Annotated in this window: 14 protein-coding genes; 4 read left to right on the forward strand and 10 right to left on the reverse strand. The window is 58.0% G+C overall.

What is annotated here, in order from left to right; all coding sequences use genetic code 11:
- Nucleotides 1–3 precede the first annotated feature (3 nt).
- Nucleotides 4–375, reverse strand: coding sequence for a response regulator (locus ACWPM9_RS12970; protein WP_428185023.1), 372 nt, complete (start codon nucleotides 373–375; stop codon nucleotides 4–6).
- A 122-nt stretch (nucleotides 376–497) separates the two neighbouring features.
- Here ACWPM9_RS12970 and ACWPM9_RS12975 point away from each other — a divergent pair, with 122 nt between their 5' ends.
- From ACWPM9_RS12975 to ACWPM9_RS12985, 3 genes are all read left to right on the forward strand, one after another.
- Complete coding sequence (locus tag ACWPM9_RS12975) at nucleotides 498–788, forward strand: DUF3572 domain-containing protein (RefSeq protein WP_484755399.1); 291 nt, start codon at nucleotides 498–500, stop codon at nucleotides 786–788.
- 296 nt (nucleotides 789–1084) lie between these two features.
- Nucleotides 1085–2377 carry a DNA polymerase IV gene (locus ACWPM9_RS12980; RefSeq protein WP_484755400.1) on the forward strand — a complete coding sequence of 431 codons (1293 nt, stop codon included), beginning with the start codon at nucleotides 1085–1087 and terminating at the stop codon, nucleotides 2375–2377.
- A 146-nt stretch (nucleotides 2378–2523) separates the two neighbouring features.
- Nucleotides 2524–3762, forward strand: a complete 1239-nt coding sequence (locus ACWPM9_RS12985; RefSeq protein ID WP_484755401.1) for a L,D-transpeptidase family protein — start codon at nucleotides 2524–2526, stop codon at nucleotides 3760–3762.
- 17 nt (nucleotides 3763–3779) lie between these two features.
- Here the strand turns inward: ACWPM9_RS12985 and dnaE are convergent, their stop codons facing one another.
- A complete protein-coding gene (gene dnaE, locus ACWPM9_RS12990; RefSeq protein WP_484755402.1) occupies nucleotides 3780–7277 on the reverse strand; it encodes a DNA polymerase III subunit alpha in 3498 nt (1165 codons plus the stop codon).
- Between the two features lie 332 nt (nucleotides 7278–7609).
- On the opposite strand from dnaE, the gene ACWPM9_RS12995 reads away from it, so the two are divergent.
- Nucleotides 7610–8203 (forward strand): hypothetical protein, encoded by a 594-nt coding sequence (locus ACWPM9_RS12995; protein WP_484755403.1) that lies wholly within the window; start codon nucleotides 7610–7612, stop codon nucleotides 8201–8203.
- Here the strand turns inward: ACWPM9_RS12995 and ACWPM9_RS13000 are convergent.
- The 8 genes from ACWPM9_RS13000 to nuoN form a co-directional block, all read right to left on the reverse strand.
- On the reverse strand, nucleotides 8196–8903 hold the full coding sequence (locus ACWPM9_RS13000; RefSeq protein WP_484755404.1) for an ABC transporter ATP-binding protein: 708 nt from the start codon (nucleotides 8901–8903) through the stop codon (nucleotides 8196–8198). The two genes, ACWPM9_RS12995 and ACWPM9_RS13000, sit on opposite strands and share 8 nt — an antisense overlap.
- Nucleotides 8904–8917: 14 nt before the next feature.
- Nucleotides 8918–10228 (reverse strand): lipoprotein-releasing ABC transporter permease subunit, encoded by a 1311-nt coding sequence (locus ACWPM9_RS13005; protein WP_428185031.1) that lies wholly within the window; start codon nucleotides 10226–10228, stop codon nucleotides 8918–8920.
- A gap of 19 nt (nucleotides 10229–10247) precedes the next feature.
- Nucleotides 10248–11570, reverse strand: a complete 1323-nt coding sequence (gene proS, locus ACWPM9_RS13010) for a proline--tRNA ligase (protein WP_484757651.1) — start codon at nucleotides 11568–11570, stop codon at nucleotides 10248–10250.
- Nucleotides 11571–12026: 456 nt separating this feature from the next.
- The gene (locus ACWPM9_RS13015; protein WP_428185032.1) at nucleotides 12027–12299 is read right to left on the reverse strand and encodes a DUF1467 family protein; all 273 of its coding nucleotides are present in this window, start codon (nucleotides 12297–12299) and stop codon (nucleotides 12027–12029) included.
- Nucleotides 12300–12375: 76 nt separating this feature from the next.
- Nucleotides 12376–12780, reverse strand: coding sequence for a methylmalonyl-CoA epimerase (mce, locus tag ACWPM9_RS13020; RefSeq protein ID WP_484755405.1), 405 nt, complete (start codon nucleotides 12778–12780; stop codon nucleotides 12376–12378).
- A gap of 56 nt (nucleotides 12781–12836) precedes the next feature.
- On the reverse strand, nucleotides 12837–14504 hold the full coding sequence (locus ACWPM9_RS13025; RefSeq protein ID WP_428185034.1) for a ribonuclease J: 1668 nt from the start codon (nucleotides 14502–14504) through the stop codon (nucleotides 12837–12839).
- A 10-nt stretch (nucleotides 14505–14514) separates the two neighbouring features.
- Nucleotides 14515–15291 (reverse strand): biotin--[acetyl-CoA-carboxylase] ligase, encoded by a 777-nt coding sequence (locus tag ACWPM9_RS13030; protein ID WP_484755406.1) that lies wholly within the window; start codon nucleotides 15289–15291, stop codon nucleotides 14515–14517.
- Entirely contained in the window at nucleotides 15288–16733 is a 1446-nt protein-coding gene (gene nuoN, locus ACWPM9_RS13035; RefSeq protein ID WP_484755407.1) for an NADH-quinone oxidoreductase subunit NuoN, read from the reverse strand. Before nuoN ends, ACWPM9_RS13030 begins: the two co-directional genes overlap by 4 nt.
- Between the last annotated feature and the right edge of the window lie 10 nt (nucleotides 16734–16743).

Below are 16743 nucleotides of genomic sequence, written 5' to 3' on the forward strand. Positions count from 1 at the left end.
TTGTTACGCATCACCAAGATAGGTCTTGATGGTTTCTATGAACTTGGGCACCGAAATTGGCTTTGAAACATAGGCTTCGCAACCGCCCTGACGAATGCGCTCCTCGTCCCCCTTCATGGCGAAGGCCGTCACGGCGATTACCGGAATTACGTGCAGCTCCGGATCGTCCTTCAACCACTTCGTCACTTCCAGGCCCGAGACTTCCGGCAATTGTATATCCATGAGGATCAGGTCCGGATGATATTTCCGCGCCAGATCGAGGGCTTCCATGCCGTTTCGCGTCTGAATCGTGGAATAGCCACAGGACTCGATCAGATCGCGAAAGAGCTTCATATTGAGCTCGTTGTCTTCTACAATCATGACCTTCTTGGGCATTACCAGTCCTTTTGCTCCGTCCCCCAGCGCCCCGCATACCTTTGGCACACGGGTCGGCTCAAATCTGTTCACAAGCTAAACTACTCTCATTTGGTTGAGAAAACGGTAACCTCGCGAAAATCATGGAAAAACTTATGCGCGAACAGCTCTCGACGACCGATCCGCAAGAAACGGCGGTCACAATCCTTGCCTGGCTGGCAAATGAACCCGATATGCTCTCGCGTTTTCTTGCGCTTTCCGGTGTGCAGGCCGACCAGATCCGCACTGCGGCGACAGATCCGGGCTTTCTGGCGGGACTTCTGGATTTCATGATGGCCCATGAACCCAGCCTGATGAGCTTTTGCGAGGCGACAGGCACCAAGCCTGAAACGGTAGCAGAGGCATGGCACAAGCTTTCCGGTCCGATGATGTAGGCCCTCTGTCGGCTGGCCATCCGCGCACGCCCGGCGGTGCGCCAGCACTCCCACGCGCGCGCATGTCGGGCTTGCACCCGTCAGCGCTCCCTGCCTGTCATTCGGGTGGCGCCAGGCAGAAACAGGCATACCAGCAACCGTAACAGCCCCCCTGCCGCCCCATGGCAACCGCGACGTCCTGCGACAGATCAGGTGACAGTGGACGGTCAGTGAAATTTTGAGGCATCATGTCTTGCTCCGCTTGCATTGCGGAACGCTAGCGCATAAACATCGAATGTTCAACTTTTGTTCTCATCATGGCCGCTGACGATCAACCATCTCCGGGCTTTTGCCGTGACTGCCTTAAGGGTCAACCTGAAGGCCGCCGTCGGTGCGCGTCCTGTGGCAGCCCGCGGCTTGTCTACCATTCAGAACTCTACGATCTGACACTCGCCCATATCGATTGCGACGCCTTTTATGCCTCTGTTGAAAAGCGCGACAATCCCGAGCTTGCAGACAAGCCGGTGATCATTGGTGGGGGCAAAAGAGGCGTTGTCTCGACGGCCTGTTATATCGCCCGCGTTCATGGTGTGCGCTCGGCCATGCCTATGTTCAAGGCATTGGATGCATGCCCTGATGCCGTCGTTATCAAACCCGATATGGAAAAATATGCCCGCGTTGGCCGCGAGGTGCGGCAGATGATGCAGGAACTGACACCGATGGTGCAGCCGATCTCCATCGACGAGGCCTTTCTGGAACTCAAGGGCACGGAAAAGCTGCATCACGACCCTGCCGCCCGGGTGCTGGCGAAATTCGCCCGACGGGTCGAACAGGAGGTTGGGATCACCGTCTCCGTCGGCCTCTCCTATTGCAAATTTCTGGCCAAGGTGGCGTCGGATCTGCAAAAGCCCCGCGGGTTTTCCGTTATCGGACGCACGGAGGCGCTCGAGTTCCTGGCATCCAGACCCGTGACAACCATATGGGGCGTTGGCAAAGCCCTTGCCGGCACGCTGGAGCGCGATGGCATCACGATGATCAGCCAGTTGCAGACCATGGAAGAAGGCGACCTGATGCGCCGCTACGGCTCCATGGGGCAGCGCCTATTTAGACTGTCACGTGGCATTGACGAGCGCGATGTGCATTTGAACGAGGCGGCAAAGAGCGTTTCGGCCGAAACGACTTTCTTCGACGACATCTCCAATCATGAGCAACTGGTGACGCATCTGCGCTCGCTTTCGGAGAAAGTCGCCTGGCGCTTGAAGAAAAGCGCCATTGCCGGGCAGACAGTGGTGCTGAAGCTCAAGACTGCCGATTTCAAAGGCCGGACCCGCAACAGGCGTCTCGACGATCCGACCCAGCTTGCCGACCGCATTTTCAGGACCGGCATATCTCTTCTGGAAAAAGAAACGGATGGCACGAAGTACCGGCTGATCGGGATCGGTGTCAGTGACCTTTGCGACGCTGCCACCGCAGACCCCGGCGATCTGGTCGACCAGCAGGCCGGGCGCCGGGCTGCTGCGGAAGCTGCCATGGATAAGCTGCGCGACAAATTCGGCAAGGGCAGCGTTGAAACCGGCTATACATTCCATCCCAAGCGGCAGGATCGTTAAGCTGTTGGCCGCTCATCCCGAACTGGCCAATAGCGGCTTCTATTGATTTTTCCTGACACAAAAATGTGAGCGAGGCAGTCCTTCAAAACTTTCTTAAACTTCCTCTTATATTCGAGAGGAGTTGTTTTGCGTAGAGGTTGTGTTTCGTGTTCAAGTCAATTTATCTGGGCATCGGTCTTCTGGCGTCGACCGCGTTTTCCTCCGCAACGCTTGCCGCAGATGGCGGCACGCTGCAGATTTTCGTCTCCAAGAACCAACAGAGCCTGACCGTTTACGACGGCGGACAGATCGTCGCGACCTCGAAGGTTTCGACCGGAAAATCCGGGCACACGACTCCTTCAGGCGTTTTTTCAATCCTCGAGAAACGCAAATATCACGAGTCGAACCTCTATTCGAACGCGCCAATGCCATGGATGCAGCGCATTACATGGTCTGGTGTCGCGCTACATGAATCCAACAGCGTGCCCAGCTATCCGGCCTCGCATGGCTGCGTGCGTTTGCCCGGCGCCTTTGCGCGCTCATTGTTTCAGATGACCGAGCGTGGCGCGCATGTGATCATTACCGATGCGCCTGTCGCGCCTCAGCTGATCTCCAGCCGCACACTTTTTACGCCGGAGCTTCCCGTCGACAACAGCATGCTCCTGTCCGACGCGCAGTTGCGGCCGACCAATTTCGATGGAAGCGAGATCCCGGTCGAAGTGGCCGTTGCGGAAGTTCTGCCAAAGGTCGGTGCGAGCACCAGTGTAACCCTTGAGAAACTGCCGCCGCTTCGTATTCTCATTACCCGTCGCGGTGTGCGCGAGATGGTGTTTGACGCGCAAGAAATTCTGACCGATCTCGGTTTCGATGCGGGTCAACCAGACGGTCATATCGGTCCGATGACAATCAGCGCCATCAACGGCTTCAAGCGCTGGAAAGGCCTGCCGACCAAGGGCGAGATCATGACCGCCGAGTTCATGCGGACGCTCTACCATGCCGGCGGGCGTGGTGAGCCGCCCCTTGGCCAGATCATGGTCCGGCAGAAATTCAAGCCGGTCTTCGAGGCGCCGATCACGATCGACCATCCCGAGAAGGCACTCGGTACACATTTCGCCGAGGCAACCGCCGTCAACCGCTTTTCCGGCAAGGCCGAGTGGCACGGGGTGACGCTTGAGGACTACATCAGTTCTGCCACGCGCAAGCGTCTGGGCATTACCGATGATCAGGCCTCAGACAGCATGGCCGCAGCACTCGACCGGATCGCCATTCCCGACAATATCCGCCACAAAATCGCACTTCTGCTCGACGAGGGCAGCTCGCTGACGATCAACGATACCGGCATTGGCCCGGAAACCGGTCAGGGCACGGACTTCATCACCATAACCCACCGCAATCCGCAGGGATAAGCGAGGCTTCCGGCCGGTTATACCAGTTCCACATCGACCACGCCCGGCACAGAGCGCAAGGCGGCGGCGATTTCCGGTGACAGGCGGAACTTGTCCGTCAGTTCGACCTCGATCTCGCGTACGCCCTCCTCCTTGATCACCACAAAGGAAACGAGACCGTCGCCTTTGGCATTGAGGTGGGTTGCGACGGATTTCAACGGTCCGGAATCGCGCACGAAGACACGCAGTGCCTTTTGCATCTGAACCGATTTTTCTTCCAGCGATTGCGCCGTCTGGATTCTAAGTCCAATGCCTTCCGGCCGCTCATCGGCCTGCACGGTGATGACCAGTGACTTGCCGGTTTCCAAAAGGTCGCGGAACTGGTTCAGCCCTTCGGAAAAGAGCACGGCTTCGAACTGACCGGACGGGTCTGAGAAAACCACGATGCCCATCTTGTTGCCGGTGCGGGTCTTGCGTTCCTGCTTGCTGATCACTGTGCCCGCCAGACGGCCGGCGACGGCGCCCTGCTTCACGGCACCGGAAAATTCGCCGAAGGTCTGGACGCGCAGCTTTTCCAGAAGCGACTTGTAGGCATCCAGGGGGTGGGCGGACAGATAGAAGCCCAGCACCTGGAACTCACGCATCAGCTTGTCTGACGGTGTCCAGGGTGAGAAGGCCGGAAGTGCGATCTTTTCCGGTCCGCTGGCGCCACCGGATCCGAACATGTCGGACTGTCCGCTGACCTTGTTTTCCTGCGCACGCTGGGCGTAACCGATAATGCGGTCAAGCGACGCGACCAGCTGCGCCCGATCCACACCGAAACAATCGAAGGCGCCGGCCGCAATCAGGCTTTCGAACACCCGACGGTTGATCTGCTTGGGATCGATGCGCAGGCAGAAATCCTCGATCGAGGCAAATGGCGTGTCGCCGCGCACCTCGACGATATGATCCACGCAGGCCTCGCCCACGCCTTTAAGCGCCGCCAGCGAATAGAAAATGCTGTTGTCGCCCGGCTCGAACTTGCGGAAGGAGGTCTGCACCGATGGCGGCACGACCTTGATGCCAATCCGGCCCGCATCCTGGCGGAAATCGTTGATCTTGTCGGTGTTCGACATTTCATAGGTCATCGACGATGCGAGGAACTCGACCGGATAATGCGCCTTCATATAGGCGGTCTGGTAGGAGACGATAGCGTAGGCAGCGGCGTGCGACTTGTTGAAGCCGTAATTGGCGAACTTGGCCAGCAGATCGAAAATGAGGTCGGCCTGCGGTTTGAGGACGCCGTTTTTCACCGCACCGTCGACGAAACGAGCGCGTTGCTTGTCCATCTCCTCCTTGATCTTTTTACCCATGGCGCGACGCAGAAGGTCGGCTTCTCCGAGCGAATAGCCGGAGAGCACCTGAGCGATCTGCATCACCTGCTCCTGGTAGACGATAACGCCCTGCGTTTCCTTGAGCAGATAATCGATGGTCGGATGAACCGATTCGATTTCTTCTTCGCCGTGCTTGCGGGCATTGTAGACCGGGATATTCTCCATCGGGCCCGGGCGGTAGAGCGCCACCAGCGCGATGATGTCCTCGATGCAGTCGGGACGCATGCCGATCAGGGCCTTGCGCATGCCGGCACTTTCCACCTGGAACACGCCCACAGTCTCGCCGCGCGAGAGCATGTCATAGGTCTTCTTGTCGTCCAGCGGGATGGCCGCAAGATCGACTTCGACACCCTTGGTGCGGCGCACGAAATCAACCGCAGTCTTCAGAACCGTCAGCGTTTTCAGACCGAGAAAGTCGAACTTGACCAGACCGGCCTGTTCGACCCATTTCATATTGAACTGGGTGACCGGCATATCCGAGCGCGGATCGCGATACATCGGCACCAGCTTCGACAGCGGGCGGTCACCGATGACGATACCGGCAGCATGGGTCGAGGCGTGACGATAGAGGCCTTCGATCTTCTGGGCGATGTCCAGAAGCCGGGCGACAACAGGCTCCTCGTCAGCAGCCTCCTGCAGCTTGGGCTCCTCCTCGATCGCCTTGGAGAGAGGAGTCGGGCTGGCCGGGTTGTTCGGCACCAGCTTGCAGATCTTGTCGACCTGGCCATAGGGCATTTCCAGAACACGACCGACGTCACGCAGCGCTGCGCGCGCCTGCAGCGATCCGAAGGTGATGATCTGCGCCACCTGCTCGCGACCGTATTTCTTCTGTACATAACGGATCACCTCTTCGCGGCGATCCTGGCAGAAGTCGATATCGAAGTCGGGCATCGATACGCGTTCCGGATTGAGGAAGCGTTCAAACAGCAGTGAGAAGCGCAGCGGATCGACATCGGTAATGGTCAGGGCATAGGCAACCAGCGAGCCCGCACCCGAACCACGTCCGGGGCCAACCGGAATATCCTGGCTCTTGGCCCATTTGATGAAGTCGGCAACGATCAGGAAGTAGCCCGGGAATTTCATACGCTCGATAATGGAGAGTTCGAAATCGAGGCGCTCGCGATATTGGGTTTCGTCGTAGCCCGGTGCCATTCCAAGGGCCGCCAGCCGGTTTTCAAGCCCTTCGACCGCCTGACGGCGAAGCTCCGCGCCCTCGGCGCGATCGGCCTCATCGGGGTCTTCGCTGGCGCCGGTAAAGCGTGGCAGGATGGGCTTGCGCGTGTCGAGAATGAAGGAACAACGACGGGCGATCTCGACCGTGTTGTCGAGCGCTTCCGGCAGGTCTGCAAACAGCTTGCGCATTTCTGCGCGGCTTTTGAGATAGTGATCGGGTGTCAGGCGAAAACGGCTGTCATCGGAGACGATAGCATTATGGGCCACTGCCATAAGAGCGTCATGGGCCTCATAGTCATCCTTGGTCGGGAAGAAGGCCTCGTTGGTGGCAACCAGCGGCACGTCATGCTCGTAAGCCAGATCGATCATCTTTTGCTCGTGCGGGCGGCTATAGCCAACCTGCCTTTGCAATTCGATATAGAGCCTGTCGCCGAAAAAGCCTTTCAGCGTCTCAAGGCGGGCTTCGGCCTGAGCCTTGTGCCCTTCGCGCAGCGCAATATCGACCGGACCTGTCGTGGCACCGGTGAGCGCAATCAGACCTTCCGTGCCGATCTCTTCGAGCCAGGACGCCTTGATGTGAACCAGTTGTCCGCTTTCACCGTCGAGATAGGCACGGCTCACCAGATCGACCAGACGCTCATAGCCGGCCGGTGTCGACGACAACAGAACGATGGCCGGGAACTTCTGCATGGACTGATGTCCACGCTTGTCATCGCCCGCATCTTCCATGTCGATGGCGAGCTGGCATCCGATGATCGGCTGCAGCCCCTCGCCCAGCGCCTTTTGCGAAAACTCCAGCGCGACGAACAGATTATTGGTATCGGTCACCGCGATGGCTGGCTGGCTGTCGCTTGCCGCCTTCGCGAGGATCTTCTTGAGAGGCAAAGCACCTTCGAGCAGCGAATAGGCCGAATGGACCCTCAGATGCACGAAACCCGGCGATGTTTCGCCTGCCCCGTCCGAACCCTTAGCCACAACCGCACCACTCATAAACGCACCGCTTTCTCTCACGAGGAATCGGCGGCTATTTTCGACCGGCTGAGGTCTCAAGTCCAGATGCAAACGGCCGGGACAAAAAGCTATCCCGCTCTAAAGGCCTTACAGGGCCATCACGATCAATGAAAAACTTGCGATGAAAACCGCGATGGAAGCGAATGCTGCAACGTCACGAATTACCTCGGTCATGGCTCACTCCTTACTTGTTATGTTTTCACTATGTTCTCTTTTCGTTCTTTCGTCAATCACTTTTTCGCCATTTTGTTCAGCATGCCTGTATGCGAGAACACCGCCAGATGAATTGCCATTGAGAATTGTGAGAGACGATGAAACGAATGATGACCGCTGCCGTGATTGCATTGCTTCCGGCTGTCTCGGCAGGTGCTGGTGATTTTCCAACTGGACGGGTCGTCTCCGGCGTGACCGGCGACTGGAACAAGGATGGCCGAAGCGACCTTGCCCTGCTGGTCGCTCCAGAGGACGCGGACAGTGACGAAGCCCTTCTCTATCTGTACCTTGCAGACAAGACCCACAACCTGTTGCGGCCCGTCAGCGAGGGTGCCTATTCGCTGTGGGGCAACACCAGTCTCGACGGCATGTTTGGACGCGACCCTGAGCTCAAAGCGCTGGACAATGGTTCCCTGGCGGTGACGACGCAAAATTCGGGCATCGGGCGGAACCGCTGGACGCAGACGGTCACCATCGCCTGGCGTGACAGCCAGTTTATCGTTGCCGGCTTTACCTATAACTGGAACGACACGCTGGATATCGACAATCCCGACAGCAACGGGTCGTGCGACTACAATGTGCTGAGCGGGAAGTATGTCTTAAACGGCACATCCCAGAACACCGCGCCAAGCACGGTTTCCCTGAAAGACTGGAGCGACGAGCGCGGCATCAAAATCTGCGGGGTTAAATGACGGGACGAGCACCCGGATCATAATCGACAACCTTGCCATCAATGATGGTCACACAGCGATCCATACGCCGCGCCAGGTCGTGGTTATGGGTCGCAATGAGAGCTGCAAGTCCCGACTGCCGCACCAGTGCCTCCAAGGCGGAAAACACATAAGAAGCGGTTTCCGGATCGAGGTTGCCGGTCGGTTCGTCGGCCAGCAGCACCAGCGGTGCATTGGCAACGGCGCGGGCAATGGCGACACGCTGCTGTTCACCACCCGACAGTTCCGCCGGGCGATGCTGGCCACGGTGGCTGATGCGCATGTAATCGAGAAGCTGGCTTGCCCGCTCCCGCGCCTCGGCCATTGTCAGGCCGGCGATCAGCTGCGGCATCATGATATTCTCGAGGGCCGTAAACTCGGGCAGCAAATGGTGGAACTGATAGACGAAGCCAATGCCATTGCGCCGCATCCGGGTGCGTTGATCATCGCCAAGACCATTGCAGGCCTCACCGCCCAGCGTCACTTCGCCATCGGTCGGATGCTCGAGCAGCCCGGCAATGTGCAGAAGCGTCGACTTGCCGGTGCCCGAGGGGGCGACCAAAGCGACGGTTTCGCCTGCCATGAGGCTGAAATTGGCATTTTTCAGGATCGTCAGGACGGTCTCGCCCTGACCATAGTCCTGCTTGATCCCTGAGAGCTGGAGGACGGTCTTGGATGACATGGCTTGAGGTGTCCTCATTCGTATCGGAGCGCCTGGACGGGATCGAGGCGCGATGCCCGCCAGGCGGGAAAGATCGTCGCCAGGAAGGACAATGTGAGCGCCATGATGACGACGGTCACGGTCTCGCCGAGATTCATATCCGCCGGCAGCTGGCTCAGGAAGTAGAGTTCCGGATCGAACAGGATCGTACCGGAGACCCAGGAGAAGAACTGGCGGATCGACTCGATGTTGAGACAGACCACAACGCCAAGAGCGACACCGGCAATGGTGCCCGCCGTTCCGATGGCCGCCCCGGTCATGAAGAAAATGCGCATGACGGCGCCGGAACTGGCGCCCATGGTCCGCAAGATCCCGATATCGCTCGATTTGTCCTTCACCAGCATGATGAGGCCGGAAATGATGTTGAGTGCCGCCACCAGAACGATGAGCGTCAGGATCATGAACATCACATTGCGCTCCACCTGAAGGGCAGAGAAGAAGGTCTGGTTCCGCTGACGCCAGTCGGTGATGTAGAGCTGGCGACCGGCGGCCGCCTCCACCTTGGGACGGATCTCGTCGATCTTGTCTGGATCGGAAACGAACAGCTCGATCGACTGCACGATGCCTTCGGCGTTGAAGTAGAGCTGCGCTTCTTCAAGCGGCATGTAGATGATGGAGCTGTCATATTCCGACATGCCAATCTCGAAGATGCCGGATACCGTATAGGCTTTCACGCGCGGGTTTACGCCCATGGGCGTTACATCGCCTTCGGGAGACACAAGCGTCACCGTATCGCCGGCAGACACACCCAGATCCGCGGCCATGCGCGAGCCGATCAAAATGCCCTGCCCGCTGGTAAAGCCGACCATATCGCCGGAGCGGATATTGCCCGATACCGTTTTCAGCTTGAGAAGGTCTTCGGCACGGATGCCACGCACCAGAGCGCCGGTGCCCGCACCCAACCGGCCTGAGGCCAGGGTCTGCCCCTCGACCAAAGGAATGGCCATGGTCACGCCTTCGACGCCCTCGAACTTCTTCGCCAGATCGGCGAAGTCGCTCAGAGGCGTATCAACGGCCTGAACGATCATATGACCGTTGATGCCCAGAATGCGCGAAATCAGCTCCGTGCGGAAACCGTTCATCACCGCCATAACGATGATGAGCGTTGCCACACCCAGCATGATGCCGACAAAGGAAAAGCCTGCGATCACCGAGATGAAAGCTTCCTTGCGTCGGGCATGCAGGTAGCGCCATGCCACCATGCGTTCGAATGCGGAAAAAGGCTTGGCCGAGCCGGTTTTTTCACCGTTCTGGCCAGCCGGAGTGTCGGCGGCTGCGCTGGTCATGTCGCCTCCAATAATTCGATCAGGCCAGAAGGCGGTTGATCGCGGCCTCGATTGTCATGGTCTCGCGGGCGCCGGTCTTGCGCACCTTGAGTTCGACTTCGCCATTGGCAACCGAGCGCGGACCAGCAATGATCTGCATCGGGACGCCAATGAGGTCGGCTGTCGCAAACTTTGCACCAGCACCACCGGTGGTGTCGTCGTAAAGGACGTCCTTGCCGGCCTTCATCAGTTCCGCATAGATCTTTTCGCAAGCCGCATCACACGCTTCGTCGCCCGTCTTCATGTTGATCACGACGCAATCAAAGGGCGCGACCGATTCCGGCCAGATGATTCCGTTGTCGTCATGCGAGGCTTCAATGATGGCGGGAACAAGGCGTGTCGGTCCAATGCCATAGGATCCCATGTGGACAAGATGTTCCTTGCCGTCCGGTCCCTGCACCTTGGCGCCCATCGGCTCGGAATACTTGGTGCCGAAATAGAAGATGTGTCCAACCTCGATACCGCGAGCCGACAGACGATCTGCTTCGGGAACGGCCGCGAAGGCTGCCTCATCGTGCATTTCCGACGTGGCCGCATAGACGGACGTCCACTTGTCGAAGATCGCCTGCATGCCGGCAACATCATCGAAATCGACGTCGGCTGGCGGAATGTCGAAATTGACGAAATCCCGGTGCGAGAAGACTTCCGACTCTCCGGTCTCGGCCAGAATGATGAATTCATGGCTGTGATTCCCACCGATGGGACCCGTATCGGCCTGCATTGGAATGGCGCGCAGACCCAACCGGTCGAAGGTGCGCAGGTAGGCGGCAAACATCTTGTTATAAGAGTGTACCGCATCTTCCGTGGTCATATCGAAGGAATAGGCGTCCTTCATCATGAACTCACGCGAGCGCATGGTGCCGAAGCGCGGACGGATCTCGTCACGGAATTTCAGCTGGATGTGATAAAGGTTCAAGGGCAGGTTCTTGTAGGACTTCACATAGGAGCGGAAAATGTCGGTGACCATTTCCTCATTGGTGGGTCCGTACAGCATGGGCCGGTCCTGACGGTCGGTGATGCGCAGCATCTCCTTGCCATAAGCCTCGTATCGACCGCTTTCCTGCCAAAGCTCGGCGGACTGCAACGTTGGCATCAGAATTTCGATGGCGCCCGCGCGGTTCTGCTCTTCGCGAATGATTGCATTCACCTTGTCCAGCACCTTCTTGCCCAGTGGCAACCAGGAGTAGATGCCTTGGCTCTGCTGGCGAACCATACCGGTGCGCAGCATCAGGCGGTGAGAGACGATCTCGGCTTCCTTGGGGTTTTCCTTCAGGATAGGCAGAAAGTAGCGCGACAGACGCATAACGTATTCCATCAAATGGGCTCAGCCGCTACGGATGCGGAATCAGCCGTGACAAGGGTTCTATTCGGCTGCGTTCATAGCGGTTTCCGACGCGGAAGAAAACCCGCGCTGAGCGCTTGGCGACGCTGCAAAAACTGCGACATATTCTCCATTGGCGAGCAGTTGCTCACAGCATACCGCTAAGTAAGGCAACGACACTCTGAACAGCTCTATTTTTTCTTTGAACTGTAGTAATTTTACAAAAAACAGGGTGACATGGCCTGAGGTTTAGGCTAGCTTGAGCACACAAAAGAGGCAAGGAGCTTAAATTCTTGTCGATTTTCGCGGTCAAGTCTTGGGAGGATCAGATCTTAGGCGCGCTTTGCTCGCAGCCCCTTAAATGGTTGAAGATCACGCGATAATTTAGAACAAGGCCTCACGGCCTTGTTTTTTTTTGGCTTGTCGCCTGCCCTGAACTTACTTGAATTCCGGCATTATACGCGGAAGATTATCCATGCTGAGGCCTGTATAATTCGTCAGCAGATACCAGCCGCCGTGAATGACCCCGGCGATGACTGTTGTCATCAATACAACGCGTAAACCGCGAAAGCGCGCAGGCGCACTCTCCACCGTTCCTGGGACAACATCATCATTCTCATACTGCGTGCGAAGGCCGATCGGCAGCACGGCAAAGAGCGTAATCCACCAGATGATGAAGTAGACGGCGAAGTGCTGAAGAAAGATAAGCATATGCGACCCCTGCTGCTTGTTGCCGCGTTATAGAACTTGGCGGGCACGATCACAAACGCGATCCTTGCCCAAATTGTCACACCTGTTCGAGTTCGATGAGCGTACCGAAGAAGTCCTTGGGATGCAGGAACAGAACGGGCTTTCCATGAGCGCCGGTTTTCGGTTCACCATCTCCCAGTACGCGGGCGCCCGCCTGCTTCAACCGGTCGCGCGCAGCAATAATATCGTCGACCTCGTAGCAGACATGATGCATGCCGCCGGATGGGTTCTTGTCGAGAAAAGCGAGAATGGGAGACGTGTCACCCAGCGGCTCCAGCAGCTCGATCTTGGTGTTGGGTAGTTCAACGAAGACAACGGTCACCCCGTGCTCCGCAAGGACCTGCGGCTTGGACACCTTGGCGCCCAGCATATCCCGATAGGTGGATGTGGCGGCTTCAAGATCCGGAACGGCGATGGCGATATGATTGACGCGTCCGAGCATTGTGTCCTCCTGAAATCAGTGGGCGGCACGCTATACCGCCCTCCTGACATCGCCAATCAGACTTTGGTCACGAAGACCGTCACCACAGGCTTCTTGCCCCATGCCTCATTGGCAGTGGAGCGAACTGCGCGGCGGATCGACTCGCGCAGTTTGTCCAGATCCTTGCGACGGGCGCGCGGAATGCTCTCGACTGCACCAAGAACGCAATCATAGAGAACATCCTCCATGTCTTCGCCCTCATTGTCGAATTCCGGAAGGCCCATGGGCACGATTTCCGGATCACCCAGAAAATCGAAATGGCTGTCGAGCAGAACATTGACGGCCACGTGACCGACGAAGGAAAGCTTGCGGCGGTCGCCGATGCCCATTTCCTCGAAATCGCCAATCAGTTTTCCGTCCTTGAACACCCGGCCATGCGGAGCCTCATCCACCACTTCGGCAGGTCCGGGAGCGAGCCGCAACACGTCGCCGTTGCGGACCCGCGGAACAGTGGCAATGCCGGACTGCTTTGCCAGTTCGCCCTGGGCAATCAGATGGGCTGCTTCGCCGTGCACGGGAACGAGGACCTTCGGACGTACCCATTGATACATCTGCTGCAATTCGTTGCGGCGGGGGTGACCCGACACATGTACCAGAGCTTCATTGTCCGTGATGATATGAACGCCCTGCTCGATCAGGCCGTTCTTGATATCCAGGATCGCCTTTTCGTTGCCGGGAATGGCGCGCGACGAAAAGATCACGGTATCGCCGGATGCCAGCGCAACGTTCCGCATTTCGTCACGCGAGAGCTTGGCAAGTGCTGCCCGCGGCTCGCCCTGGCTGCCGGTCAGGATGACGACGATCTTGTCGCGCGGAATATAGCCATATTCGTCTTCAGCGATGAAGGGCTTCATTCCCTCCATCAGACCAACATCCGCGGCGACGGCGCAGACCCGCTTCAAGGAACTGCCGAGCAGCAGCACTTCGCGACCGGCGGCTTCTGCTGCCTGGGCGATGGAGCGGATACGGCCGACATTGGAGGAGAAGGTGGTAATCGCCACCCTACCCTCGGCTGACTCGATGATCTGGCGCAAGCCGTTGGAGACTTCTTCTTCCGATGGCGACACACCGTCACGCATGGCGTTGGTGCTATCGCACATCATCGCCAAAACGCCTTCGTCGCCGATAGCGCGGAAGCGGGCTTCATCGGTCAAAGGCCCGAGCGATGGCGCATGGTCGATCTTCCAGTCACCGGTGTGGACCAGATTGCCAAGCGGCGTCCGGATCACCAGAGACATGGGTTCTGGAATGGAATGGTTTACGCCAACAGCCTCGACTGAGAACGGACCGACAGTGACTGTGTCGCCAGCCTTGAAATTCGTGATCGGAATTTCGCTGCGGCTGCCTTCGTAGTTGCGCTTTGCTTCCAGCATTCCGGCTGTGAAGCCAGAGGCATAGACGGGAACGTTGAGACCGGGCCACAGGTCATTCAAGGCGCCATAGTGGTCTTCATGCGCATGCGTGATGAAGATAGCCTTGAGGTTGTTCTTCTGGGCGAGAACATAGCGGATATCTGGCAGCACAAGATCCACGCCAGGCAGATCCGGTCCCGGAAATGTTACGCCGCAATCCACCATGATCCACTGGCGGTGGGTCGGCGGACCATAGCCATAGAGGGCCAGATTCATTCCAATCTCGCCGACGCCGCCCAACGGCAGAAATACCAGTTCCTCGTTCTTCGCCATACTTTGTTCGCTAACTCACTTCACCAAAAAATACATCACCAGCCGCGATCGTCATTCGGCTTTCGCCTTCCCGATCAAGCAGCAACATGCCTTTATCATCAATTCCGGAAAAATAACCGGAAATCGAACGGTCCGGCAGATTGACCGTAATTTTTTCACCCACGCCGCATGCCGCTTCACGCCAGCGGGCAACGACACTTGCAACGCCCCGGCCCTGGTCCCACAGAGCCAGCGCCTCAGCCATGGTTTCGAACAGACGTGCAAAAAGCTCTTGGGGTGATACCGACGCCCCCACCTCGCCCAGGCTAACGACCGGGTAGCCTGCGAGTTCCGGACGCACGACGATATTGACACCGATGCCGATTGCCAGTGCCTGGCGGCCATCGGGCAAGCGCTCGCCTTCCAGCAGAATACCGCAGACCTTCTTGCGGCCGATCAGGATGTCGTTGGGCCACTTGATTTCTAGCGCCGGTGCATCGACGGGCAAAACGGCGCGAACGGCATCATGCACAGCAATCGCAACGGCCAGGGGCAGCGACGGCAGGCTTTCCAATGGCGCTGGATCAATAAGGAGTAGCGAGGAATAAAGATTACCTGGCTCTGATGACCAGGTCCTGCCGCGACGACCACGACCGCCCGTTTGGGCGGTCGCTGTCAGCCACACATTTCCTTGATCGCCGGCCCTTGCGCGCTCAAGAGCGTCTGCATTGGTCGAGCCGACGACACCAAGCCCCTCGTGCCGGAAATCCTTGATCGAGATCCGGCCATTCAGGCCAGCGCTCGTCAATAGAAGAGCGACTTTGCGGCGGCGTCCGCAGCGGTGCCCAGCGGTCCGCCGAAGAACAGGTAACCCAGAACGAAGATACCGGAGAGACCGAAGACCAGGCGCAATTCGCCGGCAATGCGCGCGAATTCCATGGTGGCATCGTCAAACCACATCACCTTCACGACACGCAGGTAGTAGAAGGCGCCGATGACCGAGGACAGCACACCTATGATCGCCAGAGCGTAGAGCTTGGCTTCGATGGCGGCCACAAAGACGAAATACTTACCGAAGAAGCCTGCCAGAGGTGGAATACCCGCCAACGAGAACATCAATGCTGTCAGAATGACGGCCATGAAAGGCTTGGTGGTGGAAAGGCCGGCGAGATCGTCGACATTCTCGACATTGCCGCCTTCCTTCTGGCGCATCGCCATGATGCAGGCAAAGGTGCCGAGGGTCATGGCCATGTAGATGGTCATGTAGATGATCACCCCTGTGACACCCGTCTTCGAACCGGCGGCAAGACCGACCAGCGCGTAACCCATATGGCCGATGGACGAATAGGCCATCAGGCGCTTGATATTGCGCTGACCGATCGCGGCCACGGAGCCCAGCACCATCGACGCGATCGAGATGAAGACGATGATCTGCTGCCATTCGGCAAAGATCGGCTCGAATGCACCGATAACCAGACGGACGAGGATCGCCATTGCACCAACCTTGGGAGCTGCTGCAAGGAAGGCCGTGACCGGGGTCGGTGCACCTTCATACACATCCGGCGTCCACATGTGGAACGGCACCGCCGAGATCTTGAAGGCGATACCGGCCAGGACGAAGACCAGACCGAAGATGAGGCCCAGCTGCGGTTTGCCAGCCGTCAGAACGCGTGCGATTTCGTCAAAGCCGGTATTGCCGGTGAAACCGTAGACCAGCGACATGCCGTAAAGCAGCATGCCGGACGACAAGGCACCGAGAACAAAATACTTCAGGCCCGCTTCCGTCGAACGGAGGCTGTCACGGTTGATCGCAGCGACGACATAGAGCGCCAGCGACTGCAGTTCGAGCGACAGATAGAAAGAGATCAGGTCATTGGCCGAGATCATCAGCATGATGCCGAGGGTGGCCAGAACCAGCAGGACCGGGAACTCGAACTTGTCGAGGTGATCGTAGCGGGCATGGCCGACGGCCATGATCATAGCAGTCACGGAGCCGATCAGGGCGAGCACTTTCATGAAGCGGCCATAGCCGTCCGCGATGAATGCGCCACCGAAGGCTTCACCGTCGCCACCGACGAGGACCATCCAGATGCCGGCCGCAACCAGCACGGCGACAGCAAGTCCTGTGACAGTGGTTGCCGACTTCTCACCCGAGAAGACGCCAATCATCAGCAGCACCAGGGCGCCGATCGCGAGGATCAGCTCCGGCGCGATCAGATGCAGGTTTGCAAGGAGTGTTTCAGCGGTCATATCCAAAGGG

Source organism: Agrobacterium sp. H141 (assembly GCF_057158725.1).

Coding starts and splice junctions, on each gene's coding strand:
- ACWPM9_RS12995 (WP_484755403.1), top strand. CDS start 7,610: ATGAAACGAATGATGACCGCTGCCGTGATTGCATTGCTTCCGGCTGTC.
- nuoN (WP_484755407.1), bottom strand. CDS start 16,733: ATGACCGCTGAAACACTCCTTGCAAACCTGCATCTGATCGCGCCGGAG.
- ACWPM9_RS12970 (WP_428185023.1), bottom strand. CDS start 375: ATGCCCAAGAAGGTCATGATTGTAGAAGACAACGAGCTCAATATGAAG.
- ACWPM9_RS12980 (WP_484755400.1), top strand. CDS start 1,085: ATGGCCGCTGACGATCAACCATCTCCGGGCTTTTGCCGTGACTGCCTT.
- proS (WP_484757651.1), bottom strand. CDS start 11,570: ATGCGTCTGTCGCGCTACTTTCTGCCTATCCTGAAGGAAAACCCCAAG.
- ACWPM9_RS12975 (WP_484755399.1), top strand. CDS start 498: ATGGAAAAACTTATGCGCGAACAGCTCTCGACGACCGATCCGCAAGAA.
- dnaE (WP_484755402.1), bottom strand. CDS start 7,277: ATGAGTGGTGCGGTTGTGGCTAAGGGTTCGGACGGGGCAGGCGAAACA.
- ACWPM9_RS13000 (WP_484755404.1), bottom strand. CDS start 8,903: ATGTCATCCAAGACCGTCCTCCAGCTCTCAGGGATCAAGCAGGACTAT.
- ACWPM9_RS13025 (WP_428185034.1), bottom strand. CDS start 14,504: ATGGCGAAGAACGAGGAACTGGTATTTCTGCCGTTGGGCGGCGTCGGC.
- mce (WP_484755405.1), bottom strand. CDS start 12,780: ATGCTCGGACGCGTCAATCATATCGCCATCGCCGTTCCGGATCTTGAA.
- ACWPM9_RS13015 (WP_428185032.1), bottom strand. CDS start 12,299: ATGCTTATCTTTCTTCAGCACTTCGCCGTCTACTTCATCATCTGGTGG.
- ACWPM9_RS13005 (WP_428185031.1), bottom strand. CDS start 10,228: ATGACCAGCGCAGCCGCCGACACTCCGGCTGGCCAGAACGGTGAAAAA.